The 13668-nt window shown below is 71.1% G+C and carries 12 protein-coding genes; 6 read left to right on the top strand and 6 right to left on the bottom strand.

Annotation, left to right across the window (positions count from 1 at the left end; translation table 11 throughout):
* The first annotated feature begins 133 nt into the window (after positions 1-133).
* Positions 134-1774, top strand: a complete 1641-nt coding sequence (locus OG841_RS42995; RefSeq protein WP_365117084.1) for a serine/threonine protein kinase — start codon at positions 134-136, stop codon at positions 1772-1774.
* Here the strand turns inward: OG841_RS42995 and OG841_RS42990 are convergent.
* Positions 1766-3193 (bottom strand): serine hydrolase domain-containing protein, encoded by a 1428-nt coding sequence (locus tag OG841_RS42990; RefSeq protein WP_365117082.1) that lies wholly within the window; start codon positions 3191-3193, stop codon positions 1766-1768. The two genes, OG841_RS42995 and OG841_RS42990, sit on opposite strands and share 9 nt — an antisense overlap.
* Before the next feature lie 86 nt (positions 3194-3279).
* Between OG841_RS42990 and OG841_RS42985 the strand changes: the two genes are divergently transcribed.
* The 4 genes from OG841_RS42985 to OG841_RS42970 all read left to right on the top strand — a co-directional run bounded on the left by OG841_RS42985 (position 3280) and on the right by OG841_RS42970 (position 6694).
* Complete coding sequence (locus OG841_RS42985) at positions 3280-4251, top strand: LLM class F420-dependent oxidoreductase (protein ID WP_328636409.1); 972 nt, start codon at positions 3280-3282, stop codon at positions 4249-4251.
* A gap of 93 nt (positions 4252-4344) precedes the next feature.
* Positions 4345-5400: a hypothetical protein gene (locus OG841_RS42980; protein WP_365117079.1), complete on the top strand. Its 1056-nt coding sequence runs from the start codon at positions 4345-4347 to the stop codon at positions 5398-5400.
* 61 nt (positions 5401-5461) lie between these two features.
* Positions 5462-5899: an SsgA family sporulation/cell division regulator gene (locus tag OG841_RS42975; protein ID WP_328636411.1), complete on the top strand. Its 438-nt coding sequence runs from the start codon at positions 5462-5464 to the stop codon at positions 5897-5899.
* A 102-nt stretch (positions 5900-6001) separates the two neighbouring features.
* Positions 6002-6694, top strand: coding sequence for a DUF2238 domain-containing protein (locus OG841_RS42970; RefSeq protein ID WP_328636412.1), 693 nt, complete (start codon positions 6002-6004; stop codon positions 6692-6694).
* Here OG841_RS42970 and OG841_RS42965 read toward each other — a convergent pair.
* Positions 6615-7100 carry a DUF6328 family protein gene (locus OG841_RS42965; protein WP_328636413.1) on the bottom strand — a complete coding sequence of 162 codons (486 nt, stop codon included), beginning with the start codon at positions 7098-7100 and terminating at the stop codon, positions 6615-6617. The genes OG841_RS42970 and OG841_RS42965 overlap by 80 nt on opposite strands.
* Positions 7101-7184: 84 nt before the next feature.
* Positions 7185-8168, bottom strand: coding sequence for an aldo/keto reductase (locus OG841_RS42960; RefSeq protein ID WP_328636414.1), 984 nt, complete (start codon positions 8166-8168; stop codon positions 7185-7187).
* Between the two features lie 137 nt (positions 8169-8305).
* Between OG841_RS42960 and OG841_RS42955 the strand changes: the two genes are divergently transcribed.
* Positions 8306-10018, top strand: a complete 1713-nt coding sequence (locus tag OG841_RS42955; RefSeq protein WP_371569796.1) for a cholesterol oxidase substrate-binding domain-containing protein — start codon at positions 8306-8308, stop codon at positions 10016-10018.
* On the opposite strand, the gene OG841_RS42950 is transcribed toward OG841_RS42955, so the two are convergent.
* From OG841_RS42950 to OG841_RS42940, 3 genes are all read right to left on the bottom strand, one after another.
* Positions 10015-10596 carry a TetR/AcrR family transcriptional regulator gene (locus OG841_RS42950; protein WP_328636415.1) on the bottom strand — a complete coding sequence of 194 codons (582 nt, stop codon included), beginning with the start codon at positions 10594-10596 and terminating at the stop codon, positions 10015-10017. The two genes, OG841_RS42955 and OG841_RS42950, sit on opposite strands and share 4 nt — an antisense overlap.
* The gene (locus tag OG841_RS42945) at positions 10593-12071 is read right to left on the bottom strand and encodes an MFS transporter (protein ID WP_328636416.1); all 1479 of its coding nucleotides are present in this window, start codon (positions 12069-12071) and stop codon (positions 10593-10595) included. The genes OG841_RS42950 and OG841_RS42945 overlap by 4 nt, the downstream gene beginning before the upstream one ends.
* Before the next feature lie 95 nt (positions 12072-12166).
* Positions 12167-13378, bottom strand: coding sequence for an FAD-dependent monooxygenase (locus OG841_RS42940; RefSeq protein WP_371569793.1), 1212 nt, complete (start codon positions 13376-13378; stop codon positions 12167-12169).
* Positions 13379-13668: the final 290 nt, after the last annotated feature.

Below are 13668 nucleotides of genomic sequence, written 5' to 3'. Positions count from 1 at the left end.
TCGTTCTCCTGACTCGTAAGTCAGAAACCGAGCAACCAGAAAGCGGATTCCATCGGTTGACGATGTGATTGAACATATCCCGCCGCACCCGCCGTACCTCTGTGAAAGGTGAGAGCCAGGGGTTCAGCGAGGGATGACCATGGTCAAGGCGCACGTCTCCACACACGAGTTGGTCGCCGGACGGTACCGGCCCCTGGATGTCCTGCACCGCGAGACCAACCGGACCTGCTGGTACGGCGAGGACGTCTCGACCGAACGCCCCTGCCTGCTCACCGAGATCGGACTTCCGGCCGGCACCGACGAGGAGACCTCGCTGCGCACGGCCGCGGGAGTCGTTCGGATGTCCAAGACCATGCGGGTGCTCGCCCCCGGCCGGATCACCGCGGTCGTGGACGCCGTGACGCAGGAGGACACCCTGTGGACCGTCACCGAGCCGGTCGACGGCATCCCCCTGGGTGAACTCCTCGGCCGCCAGGGGACGTTCGACCACGTACGGGCGGCGCGCATCGGTCTGGAACTGCTGGAGGTGCTGGAGGCGGCGCACGGCGAGGGCATCACGCACGGTGAACTCAGCCCCGGCCAGGTGTTCGTGCACCACCAGGGCTCCGTCGTCGTCACCGGCTGGGGCCTGGCCGGCGCGACCCTCGCCCCCCGGCTCTCGGCACCGTCCTACGCCTCCCCCGAACAGGCCCGTGACGAGCGCATCGGGCCGGCCGCCGACCTGTGGGCGCTCGGCGCGATCCTCTACACGCTGGTCGAGGGACGTCCGCCCTTCCGTGACCGTGACCGGCCCGCGGCCACCCTGAAGGGGGTCGACCGGCTGCCGCTGCGGGCGCCGGTGCGCGCCGGTCCCCTCACCCAGACCGTGCAGGGGCTGCTGCGCAAGGACTCCCGGGAGCGGCTGAGCCGCACCGCCGTGCGGGGCGCCCTCCTCCGGGTTCTCGACGACGACCCCGACACACCGCATGAGGAGGAGTCCCGGTCCCGGCTTCGCGTCCTGCACGGCGTGGCTCCGGGCCGCGGCAGCCGGTTCCTGATCGCGGGGACCGCCCTGGCCGTCGTCACGGTGGCCGCCGCCGTCCTCACGGTCACCAAGGCGCTGCCCGGCAGCGACAGTGCGACAACAGGTGAGGCGCCCGCCCCGTCCGCGTCGGCCTCCGCCTCCGCGCCCGCCCCGCCGCCTCCGGCCCCCTCCCCGTCGGTCACCGCCCCCGGCAGCCGCACCGACGAGAGCGTCGAACCGCCCGCGACGCCCACACCCACGCCCACGCCGAGCCGAACGGCCTCTCCCACCGCGGGCACGGGGCTGCCGTCCGGATACAGCGAGTACCACTCCCCCGAAGGCTTCTCCATCGCCCTGCCCAAGGGATGGAAGCCGCTGGAGACCCAACGCCAGGCCGGCCTGGCATACCGCGTCACCTTCGGCGCCTCCGGTGACCCGCGCACGCTCGCCGTCACCTACAGCAAGGCCGTCGGCACGGACGCCGTGGCGGTGTGGCGCGACGACGTGGAACCGGGCCTCGAGGACAACCCCGGCTACCAGCGCATCGGTGACATCAGCGCCACGACCTACCAGGGCCGCGAGGCCGCCGACATGCAGTGGATCGAGGAGGTCGACGGCACCCGGGTGCGCACCTTCGGCCGCGGTTTCCTCATCGGCGGGGGCCACGGCTACTCACTGCGCTGGACGACCCCGGCGGCCGACTGGGACGACAACGCGAATCAGGTGGCGCTGGACACCTTTCTGAGCACCCTCCACGTGCCCTCAGACTGAGCGCGGCGCGCGCATCCGCCGCAGCGGTCCGCCGTGCAGGGGCTGAGTGCGCCAGCGCGCGGTGAACGTCCGGTCCCCGAGCGAGCACGTCACCAGCAGGTGGTGCGGTGTCTCCAGGAAAGCCACGTCGACGGCGAGGGTCTCCGCGTCGGTCCAGCCGCCGCTGACCGCGACCGGCACGGGCTCGTCGGCGACCGTCCAGCCGGCCTCTCCGGTTCCAAGCCTCAGTTCCATCCGGTCGCCGTCGTCGACCAGCGTCACGCGGCCCCCCGGGTCCACCTCGACCGTGTTCAGGGACGGCTGGTCGGCGCAGGCACCGCCGTGGGGAGTGAAGGCGGTGTTCCCGTCCTCCGCCCGGTCCGCGGGGGTCGCCTTGCCCTCGGCGGGCGGCAGCGCGAGCCGTGTCAGACGCTCGGCCAGGGCCGTGTCCGCCGCCTCACGGCCGGGCAGCGGGTCTGCGCCGAACGCGGGGAGCAGATGCTCCCAGGCCAGGTCCAGCACCTTCTGCATGTCCAAGGTCTCCGAGGTGATCGCGAGCACGACGTCCTGTTCGGGCAGCACCACGCAGAACTGCCCGTACGCCCCGTCCCCGCGGTAGCCGTGCCGCGCCATCCAGAACTGGAAGCCGTAGCCCTGCTGCCAGTCCGACCAGCCGCCCACCGGCGGTGCCCCGTGCGAGATCTGGGTCCGCGTCGCCTCGGCCACCCATGACTCGGACAGCAGTCGCTCGCCCTCCCACACCCCGCCCCGCAGGTACAGCAGGCCGAGCCGGGCGACGGCGTCGGTGGTGGCGTGCAGCCCGCTGAAGCCGAGCTCACGGCCCCTGCGGTCGGGGATCCAGGCCACCTCGCCGATGCCGAGCGGCTCGAACAGCCGGGGCCGCAGGTACTCAGTCAGCTTCTGGCCCGTGACGCGCTGAACGATCGCGGCGAGGGTGTAGGTGGCGGGCTGGTTGTAGGCGAAGACGGTGCCCGGGTCCCGGTCGGGCGGCACCAGCAGGAAGCCCCGGACGAGCTCGTCGCGGTCCTGTGCGCGCGCCCGGTCCAGTGTCTCCTCGAGATGACCGCTGGCCATCGACGCGACATGCCGTACGAGCATCGCGCGGCTGCGCGGGTCGGTGACATCGGCCTCGAACTCCGGGAAGTACGAGATCACCGGGTCGTCGAGCCCGATCAGTCCCTCGGCGAGGGCGAACCCGGCGGCCGTCGCGGTGAAGCTCTTGCTGAGCGAGTAGAGAAGCTGGAGCCGGTCCGGGGCGTACGGCGCCCACCAGCCCGAGGCCACGACCCGGCCGTGGCGCAGCAGCATCAGGCTGTGCGGTTCGATGGCCGGGTCGGATTCGAGGGCGTCGAGGAAGGCCTGTATGCCGGCGGCGTCGACGCCCTGGGCCGCGGGGGTGCTCGTGGGCAGGGAGCTCATAGGGGCATCCTCTCTTGTTCTCCGGACGTGATCGAGAGGGCCCGGGAAGCCCGTTTTCCCCTCCGGACACCGGGGACTCGGCCCTCATGGTGCAAATCGGATACACGATGATGACCGAGCAGGCCGGCCCGCGAGAGCTCGTCGGCCATGTGGTGCGGGCCGAGGAGGCCGGCTACGACTTCTCGGTGACCTCGGACCACTACTTCCCGTGGCTGCGGTCGCAGGGTCACTCGCCGTACGCGTGGAGCGTGCTCGGCGCGGCCGCCCAGGCGACCTCCCGCATTCCGCTGATGACGTACGTGACCTGTCCTTCGTTCCGCTACCACCCGGCGGTGGTGGCGCAGAAGGCGGCGACGATGCAACTGCTCTCACAGGGCCGGTTCCGGCTGGGGCTCGGCTCCGGCGAGAACCTCAACGAGCATGTGGTGGGCGGCGGCTGGCCGTCGGCCGACGTACGGCACGAGATGCTGGAAGAGGCGGTGGAGATCATCCGCGCGCTGTTCCGGGGCGGTCATGTGAACCACCGCGGGAACCACTTCGACGTGGAGTCGGCCCGGCTGTGGGACCTGCCGGACGAGCCGCCGCAGATCGGCCTGGCCGTCTCCGGGGAACAGTCCTGCGAACTGGCCGGCCGCCTCGCCGACCTGGTCATCGCCACGGAGCCCAAGGCGGGCCTCCTCGACGCGTTCGACCGGCACGGCGGCGAGGGCAAGCCGCGCGTGGGGCAACTGCCCGTCTGCTACGACCCCGACCGGGACACGGCGATCAAGCGGGCGCACTCCCAGTTCCGCTGGTTCGGCAGCGGCTGGAAGGTCAACTCCGAGCTCCCGCACCCGGATTCCTTCGAGGCGGCCACCCAGTTCGTCACACCCGACGACGTCGCGGAGTCGATTCCCTGCGGCGACGACCCGGACGACTTCGTCGAGGCGGTACGGCCGTACGCGGAGGCGGGTTTCACCGAGATCGCCCTGGTGCAGATCGGCGGGGACTCGCAACCGGAGTTCCTGGACTGGTCGGCGAAGACGCTGCTGCCCACGCTGCGCGACGCGTTCGCCTGAGCGGGCCGGCCTCCCCGGCGGCACCCGAGGGTGCAATAGGCTTCCGACCCGCACATCGTGCGGTCCGAACGAGCCTGCCCAGGAGAAGCACCCGTGACCCTAGCGATCGACCCGTCCGACACGTCCTCCGAGACCTCGGTCGAGACGTCCGGCGCGCCCTTGTCCGACCTCGTCGCGCGGGACGCCCGAGAGTTCGGTGTCTACGCGCGGACCGGCGGATGGGCCTTCGGCCTGATGGTGGCGCGCAGCGTGCGGCCCGGTGGCCAGAGCGCGGACGAGACACCGAAGGTGTCCGCGAAGGAGTTCGCCGAGCTCGCCGGCTGCTCGCCCGAGCGCGTCATGCGCTACTACAAGGCCTGGGACCGGGCCGCGGACGACGGCATGGTCCCGCACTTCGAGGCGCTGGCGCCGGGCCAGGAGGTGGAGCTGCCGGACGCGGACGTGTGGCTCGACTACTACGTCTCCCGCAACAGCGCCGGCTCCGAGCGCGGCACCGCCATCGCCGAGGCCGCCGAGGCCGAGGGCATCCGGCCCACCAAGGCCCTGGAGGTCGCCGAGAACCCGACCGCGCTGCGCGCCGCCATCCTCGCCGATCCCTCCACGGCCCGGGCCGCGCGCGGCGCGCTGCTCGACCGGATCAAGGAGGACCCGGAGCTCCAGGCCTCCCTGGCCCGGGACGTGGTGCGCACGGACGATCTGAAGAAGGCCGTGGCCACCGAGAGCCGAGCGGCCGACCGGATCGGATACGTCCGCCAGATCGCCGAGTCCGGTCGGGTCAGGACCCCGGCCGGGCAGACCATCGACGCACCCGTCGACCTGCGCCAGGAGGCCGAGCGGCACCTGTCCCTCCTCGAGGAGCTGGAGGAGGACGAGGACACCGGTGAGTGGGCGGCCGAGGCCTTCGACACCATGAAGTCCCTCGTCGCCGAGGCCGTGGAGGCCGACCCCGAACTCCGGGTCCAGGAACGGCGGACGAAGTTCTACAACAGCCTCCAGAAGGCCACCAAGGTGTTCGAGGAGCTGACCTTCGACGACGCCCAGGACTTCTACGAGGACGACATGGTCCAGCAACTGGAGGAACTCCAGCAGGCCATCGCCTCGTGCATCACGGCCTTGCGCACCGCGAAGGGGAATCACCCGGACGGCTGAGCATCTTGGGCGTGTGAGGGGTACTAGAGGGCGACACGTCGCTCTTCCCGGAGGCCTTCAGGTGAACTCCTTCGTCCGCAGAACCGCGCACAAGACTCTGGTCGTGCAACTGCAGGCGGGCGGCACGGGCCGTTGCCCCGTGCTCGCCCACCTGGGCTACGACGCGGGGGACCCGTTCGCCGTCACCGCGGTGTTCAGCCATGACGGCCGGGTGCTGGCCCGGTGGCGGCTGGACCGGGAGATGCTCGCCGAGGGGCTGCGCGGTCCGGTCGGGGTCGGGGACGTACGGCTCAGCCCCGTCTCGACCGGCGTCTGGGAGGAGCTCCGCATGGAGTTCTACGGCGACGCACGCGCCGACGGGGGCCGCCAGCACGCCGTGGTCTTCGCCTGGGGCCCGGCGTTGGCGTCCTTCCTGCGCGAGACCCGCGAGATCGTGCCGCCGGGGCAGGAAGAGGTCAGCGTGGACGACTTCCTGGCCTCCGTCCTCGCGGGAGGCTGAGGCGGAGACGGGGCTGATGCGCACGCGGGCTGAGTAGCCGTACTCATGCCGCGGTCGGTCCCCTGCCCCGACGATGAGGGCTCCGACGACAAGGAGCACCTCATGACCGCTGTGCGCCGGCCCCTGCCGGTCCTGCTCGCCTGGGCCGTGGTCGCCGCGCTCGCCCTGTCGGCCTGGGGCCCGCGCGACCGCACCACCTGGTTCCTGGAGACCGTCTGGGTCCTGGTGGGGCTGCCACTGATCGTGCTGACGTGGCGCCGCTTCCCGCTGACGGACCTGCTGTGCTGTCTGCTGGCGGTCCACGCGCTCGTGCTGATCGTGGGCGGCCACTACACCTACGCCGAGGTCCCGCTCGGCGACTGGGTGCGGGACACCTTCGGGCTCGACCGCAATCCGTACGACCGTTTCGGCCATCTCATGCAGGGCTTCGTGCCGGCGGTCCTGGTGCGGGAGCTGCTCTGCCGTACCTCACCGCTGCGGGGCAGCCGCTGGCTTGCGCCGCTGACGGTGTGCGCGTGTCTGGCCTTCAGTGCCGTCTTCGAGATGCTGGAGTGGGCGGCCGCGGTGACCGGGGGTCAGGCGGCGGACGCCTTCCTGGCCACGCAGGGCGATGTGTGGGACACCCAGTGGGACATGTTCTGCGCGCTGATCGGCGCCACGGTGTCCGTGCTGTCGCTGAGCGGCCTGCACGACCGGCAGTTGGACGGGCTGCGCGTCACTCGGTCGTATAGCGGCGCCGGGTCCACAGGGGCACAGCGAACCAGCACAGCAGGTACCAGGCCACCACTGCCGTGACGAGCCAGGGCACCCAGGAGTCGTGCGTCGCGACCCGCAGGATCAGCAGCAGGGCGGCCGTCATCGTCGTGAGCAGGAGCACCAGTCCCACGAAGGTCAGCCGGGAAGCGATCCGCACGGCCTGGGGTTTGATGCGTCTCCCCGAGACGAGGCGGTGCAGGGAGACCGGCCCGATGAGGGCTCCGGTGGCACAGGAGCCGAGGACGACGGTCACGATGTAGATGACCTGGTCGGCGTGGGCGAGGTCGTCGTACTTGGGTGTGAACACCACGGTGAGCAGGAAGCCGAACAGGATCTGGACACCTGTCTGCGCGACGCGTATCTCCTGGATGAGTTCGCCCCACATGCGGTCCGCGCGCTCGTCCTCGGTCTCGTCGCGGCCCGTCCGTCTCACCGTCTCGACCATGCGCTACGGGTATCCGGTGGCTGATCGTTCAAACAGCGCGGCTCCGGGAGCGACGAAGGGCCACCTCCCGGAGCCGGGCGTGGGTCACCAGCGGTTCTCGACCTGGTCCTTGATCCGGCGGTCGTAGAGATCCCGGACGGCCGCGAGGGTCTCGTCGGACAGCGGCGGCAGCTTGGCGGCGGCCGCGTTGGCGCGGGCCTGCTCGGGCGAGCGGGCGCCGGGGATGACGGTGGTGACGCCCGGCTGCTCGATGATCCACCGCAGGGCGAGCTGGGCCGGGGTGTAGCCCTCGGGGGCGAGCGCGGAGAACTCGGCGGCGGCCTCGACACCGGTCGTGTAGTCGACGCCGGAGAAGGTCTCGCCGACGTCGAAGGCCTCGCCGTGCCGGTTGTAGGCGCGGTGGTCGTTCTCCGGGAAGACCGTGTCCTTGGTGTACTTGCCGGACAGCAGGCCGGAGGCCAGCGGGACCCGGGCGATGATCCCGACGCCCGCGTCCCGCGCGGCGGGGAGCACCTCGCGCAGCGGCTTCATGCGGAAGGCGTTGAGGATGATCTGCACACTCGCGACACCCGGCCGGGCGATCGCCGTCAGCGCCTCCTCGCAGGTCTCGACGCTGACGCCGTACTGGGCGATGCGCTCCTCCTCGACCAGGGTGTCGAGGGCGTCGAACACCGCGTCGGTGGAGTAGACGGGCGTCGGCGGGCAGTGCAGCTGGACCAGGTCGATGCGGTCGACGCCGAGATTGCGGCGCGAACGGTCGTTCCAGGCACGGAAGTTGTCGAGGACGTAGTTCTCCGGGATCTGGTCGACCCGGCGGCCCATCTTGGTCGCGACCAGCACATGCAGGTCGGGCCGGCCACTCAGGAAGGTGGCGATGGTCTGCTCGCTGCGTCCGTCGCCGTACACGTCCGCCGTGTCGAAGAAGGTGACCCCGGCCTCCGCCGCCGCCTCCAGTACCGAGAGGGCTTCCTTGTCGTCGACGTCTCCCCAGTCGGCCCCCAGCTGCCAGGTGCCGAGTCCGACCACGGATGCGTGCTGCTGCGACCTGCCGAATGTGCGCTCGTCCATGGCGTCAGTCTGTCATCCGTCACCGACCTGCGCGGAACGGGCCGCTCCGGGCCGACGTCGGTGAATTATTCACTCACATGAGTGACACGCTTCGACGTAAGGCATGCACGTGTCAACGAGCGCCTAGCGTGACCCCCGTGACTGATCGTTCAGTGAGCAACCACCCGCAGGACGACTCGTCCTGGTCCCGTCGCGGCTTCCTTCTCAGCGCCGCGGCCCTGGCCGCCGTACCGATTCTGCTGCCGGCGGACCCGGCGGCAGCGGCCGAGGAGCTGCCCGACTTCCCGGCGGGCGTGGCCCTGCGCCGTTCGGCGTACCGGAACTGGGTCGGCGAGATCACCGCCGACGGGCTGTGGGCCTGTGCCCCGACCGGCCCGGACCAGGTGACCGAGGTCGTCAACTGGGCCTGGCGGCACGGCTGGCGGGTGCGCGCCCGGGGCTCCTCGCACGGCTGGTCGCCCCTCACGGTCACGGAGGGCACGGCGTCGGACGCGCCCGTCCTCCTCGTCGACACCGCCTCCCACCTCACCGGCCTGTCCCTGGACTCCGCCTCCGCCGTGCGGGCCGGCACCGGCGTCACGCTGGAGGCGCTCCTCACCTATCTGGAGGAGCACGGGCTCGGGGTGACCGCCGCGCCCGCCCCCGGCGACCTCACCCTGGGCGGCGCGCTGGCGGTCGACGCGCACGGCACCGCCGTTCCGGCCGACGGGGAGCAGCGGCTGCCGGGACAGACGTACGGCTCGCTCAGCAATCGCATCCTGTCGTTGACGGCGGTGGTGTGGGACGAGGACGGCGGGGCGTACGTGCTGCGTGAGTTCAGCCGTGCCGAGGCCGACAGCGCCGCCCTGCTCACCCATCTCGGACGGACCTTCGTCACCGAGGTCGTGCTGCGGGTCGGCGCCAACAGCAATCTGCGGTGTGTCAGCCGGGTCGACATTCCGGCGGCCGAGCTCTTCGCGGCGCCCGGCGGCGACGGGCGGACCTTCGCGAGCTTCCTGGAGGAGGCCGGGCGGGTCGAGGCGATCTGGTTCGCCTACACGGAGTTCCCGTGGCTGAAGGTGTGGAGCGTGGCGCCGACCAGGCCGCTGACCTCGCGGCGCGTGACCACGCCGTACAACTATCCCTTCTCCGACAACGTTCCGACCCTGGTGGCGGATCTGGCCGGGCGCATGATGTCGGAGGCGGCCTGGTATCTGGCGCCGGTGCTCGGGAACGCGCAGCTGGACGTGGCGACGGTGGGGCTCACGGCGACGCTGTCGGCGGACATCTGGGGGCCGTCCAAGAACACGATGCTCTACATCAAGCCGACGACGCTCCGGGTGACCGCGAACGGGTACGCGGTCCTCACGAGCCGGGACCAAGTGCAGCGGGTCGTCTCGGAGTTCACGGACTTCTACCGGGAGCGGCTCGCCGCGTACACCGCGCAGGGGCGGTTCCCGGTCAACGGAACGGTGGAGATCAGGGTGACCGGGCTCGATGATCCGGCCGAGGCCGAGCTGGAGGGGGCGCGGGCACCGCTGCTGTCGGCGTTGCGGGCGGATCAGGCGCATCCCGAAAAGGACACGGCTGTGTGGCTGGACATCCTCACGCTGCCGGGGACGCCGTACGCGGAGACCTTCCTGCGGGAGATCGAGCAGTTCCTCATCAATGGCTACGACGGGACGCGCGTCGAGTGGTCCAAGGGGTGGGCCTACACGGACGACGCCGTGTGGGAGGACGAGGGGGTGCTGGGGACGGTCATTCCCGGTTCGTTCGGTGAGGCGGTGTGGGGCCAGGCCGCGGGGGTGCTGGACCGGCTCGATCCGCACGGGGTGTTCGGCAACGCCTTCCTGGACCGGCTGTTCCGTTAGGGCGTCAAGTGGGCCTGCACCGTGGGGGCGTACCGGTCCACCACGTCCTCCACGGCACTCGCCCTCAGGTCGGTGCCCCGGGCGATGCCGTACATCACGCCCAGGCCCAGGAGGGTGCCCACCGCCAGTTCGGCGCGCAGCCCGGCGTCGGGGCCCCGCAGCCGCTGTGCGAGGCGTTCGACCACCTGGGAGCGGAAGTTGACGCGCAGGATGTCACCGTGTTCGCCCTGGACGGGGGCGAAGGCGATCCGGAGCAGGGGGTCGGCGCCTCGTTCGATCTGGCCGGTGAGGACATGGCGGACCATGTGACGGCCCAGTTCGTCCAGGGGGGCGTCGAGCAGGGCCGTCGCGTCGGACTCGAAGGACATCACGCGGGCGAAGAGCGCGTCCTTGTTGCCGAAGTACTTCACGATCAACGGCGGGCTGACCCCGGCGCGTTCGGCGACCGCCTTCAGGGTGATGTCGGCGTGGGGGGTGCGGGCCAGGAGATAGCGGGCCGCCCTGAGGATGGCGGCCTTGGTAGCCTCGGCGTCCCGGCGGGCGGTCGTGGTGGGGGGCGGTGTGCTCACGGCACTCATGCTCCCTCCATCGCCCCGTCCCGCGCGCCCCGGGTGCGGCCCTTGGCCCTGCGGGTCCCGTCGGGGGTGGAGTCGCCGGGGATGGTCAGCGCAGCCGCGCAAGCGGCGAGGGCTATCGCGCCCGCCATGGCGAAGGCCATCAGGTAGCCGTGCAGGGTGGGCACGAGTGCGCCGCCGACCGGGCTGGTGTGGTGGACCAGTACCGCCGCGACCGCCGCGCTGGAGGTGGCCTGGCCGATGGTGCGCATCAGGACGTTGACGCCGTTGGCGGAGGCCGTCTGCTCGGCCGGGACGGCGCGCAGGATCAGCGTGGGCAGCGCCGAGTAGGCGAGGGTGGTGCCGGTGGCCACCACGGTCGCGCCCAGGATGATCATCCACAGATCGCGGCTGTCCGCGATGCGTACCGCGTAGCCGCACGCGATGACCGCGGCGCCCAGGGCGAGTGTGATGCGCGGACCACGGGAGGCGGAGATCCGGGCCGAGAGCGGTGAGAACAGGAGCATGGTGACTCCGCCCGGCAGCAGGCACAGGCCGGTGGCCACGATCGACAGGCCGAGCCCGTAGCCGGTGGCCTTCGGCGCCTGCACCAGCTGGGCCGTGACCAGGGAGTTGGCGTAGAACGCGAAGCCGGTGAGCAGGGCGGCCACGTGGGACAGACCCACCCGCGGCCGGGTGACCAGCCGCAGGTCGACCAGGGGCTCGTCGGTGCGCAGTTGGCGCCACCACCACAGGGCCAGGACGGCGACGGACACCAGGAACAGGCCGAGGACCCTGGGGCCGCCCCAGCCCCACTGCCCGCCCTGGGACACCCCCAGCAGCAGGCTCACCAGGCCCACGGCCAATCCCAGGGCGCCCGGCACGTCGAAGCGGCCCGGCTGTCGTACCGGCGACTCACGGACCGCCCACGACACGGCCGCGACCCCGAGGGCGCCGAGGGCGCTGGTCATCCAGAACATGGTGTGCCAGTCGGCGTACTGGACGACCATCGCGGCCAGCGGCAGACCGAGCGCGGCGCCGATGCCGACCGTGGAGCTCATCATCGCGACCGCGGAACCCCGGCGCTCCGGCGGCAGTTCGTCGCGCAGGATGCTGATCGACAGCGGCACCACGGAGGCGGCGGCACCCTGCAGGGCGCGGGCCGCGATGAGCACGGTGATGTCGGACGACAGGGCGCACATCACCGAACCGAGCGTCATCAGGCCGAGGGCGCCGGTCAGCACCCGGCGCTTGCCGTACATGTCACCGGCTCGGCCGAGCACCGGGGTGAGGACCGCACCGGCCAGCAGGGTCGCGGTGACCATCCAGGAGACGGCGCCGGGCGAGGAGTGGGTCAGCCGGGGCAGGTCCGGCAGCAGCGGGACGACCACGGTCTGCATGACGGCCATGAGCGTGCCGCACATCGCCAGCACCGGGACGGTGAGCCGGGTCCGCAGGCGTGCTCCGCGCGGCGGGGATATCGGGCCCTGCTGGTCCATCGGCGCTCCGGACTCGATAAGGAAAACTGGGTGAATGACAATTCACTTTAGCGGTGAATCGCCATTCACCCAATACCCTTTCCACGGCCGCCGAGCTACTTGCGAGAGGCCAGCTCCCGTGCGTGCACGCCGCGCGCCACCTTCGGCCCGAGCCAGCGCTTGATCCTGCGCAGCGCCTCCAGTTGCCCGGCGGCCTTGTCCAGCCGGTAGTACAGCTGAGGCGGGACATAGGGCAGCAGCGGCGAGTGACGCTGGCCGAGCAGGGCGAACATCTGCTCCGGGGGCAGGCCGATGTAGCGCGGCAGGTTCTCGTACCACTGGGCGCTGTAGCGGGCCGCGCTCTGGATGGAGAGCAGCTCCGACTTGCGCTGCCGCTCGTAGCGGACGAGGGTCTGCGGAAGCTCGGTGTGCCGGCGCAGGGCGTCGGCCAGGGCGATGGCGTCCTCCAGGGCGAGGGTGGTACCGGCGCCGATGGAGTAGTGGGTGGTGTGGGCGGCGTCGCCGAGGAGGACGAGGTTGTCGCGGTGCCAGGTGCGATTGGTGAGGGTGCGGAAGCTGAGCCACTGGGCGCTGCCCGCGCCGGCGGAGCGGCCGATCAGGGGGTGGCCGTCGAGGACCTCGGCGAACAGCTTCTCCAGCAGGGCGAGACCGTCGGCCTCGTCCGCACTGCCGAGGCCGAGGCCGGTCCAGGTCTCGGGCGCGCACTCGACGACGCAGGTGCTGCCTTCGGGGCTGAAGGGATAGCCGTAGCACCAGATCCAGCCGTGGTCGGTCTCGACGAAGGCGAAGGTGAAGGAGTCGAAGACCCTGCTGGTGCCGAGCCAGATGTAGCGGTTGCGGCCTTCCTTGGTCTCGGCACCGAAGTGGTCGGCCTGTCCGGTGCGCAGGGCGCTGCGCACGCCGTCGCCGGCCACGACGAGGTCGGCCTCGGGGAGGTTGCCGTCGGTGATCTCGCTCTCGAACTCCAGCCGCACGCCCAGCGAGCGGGCCCGCTCGGCGAGGATCTCCAGCAGGCGGTGGCGGCCGATGCCGAAGCCCGGGTCGCTGTCGCGCCGGGTGACCAGGTCCCGCACCCGGGCCTCGCCCTCGTTCCAGGTGACCGAGGCCTCCTCGATCGCGCGGGACGACTCGGGGTCGTGGGCGTGGAGTTTGTCGAGCAGCCCGCGCCAGTAGGTGACCCCCCAGCCGTAGGTCGAGCCCTCCGGGTTGCGCTCGTGGACAGTGATGTCGTGGGACGGGTCCTGCCGCTTCAGCAGGATCGAGAGATACAGGCCGGCGGGCCCGCCGCCGACGCAGGCGACCTTCACACGCACCCCTAGTAATTACTCAAAGCGGTCGATTGGCAACGCAGAGTAGCAGCCCGGAGATGCGTGACCCGCGCTCCGGATCACGTCACTTTCCGCACGTGAGGCGGGCCACTGGCGGCGGGGCCGCCCGCAAAGGATCACCGGGATCACCCTCGGAACGAGGAGGAATTCCTCCGACCGGGCCTCGGAAAGCCCTCTCCACAGCAAGATCATCTTTGTTCAACACTGTACGACATGGTGGTAATTGTCTGGATCACAGCCAACCGGTCGCGGATGATTTCTCCCGCTCT

It is taken from the genome of Streptomyces canus, from assembly GCF_041435015.1.
Classification (GTDB): Bacteria; Actinomycetota; Actinomycetes; order Streptomycetales; family Streptomycetaceae; genus Streptomyces; species Streptomyces canus_G.
This window is presented reverse-complemented; position numbering and strand designations above follow the sequence as displayed.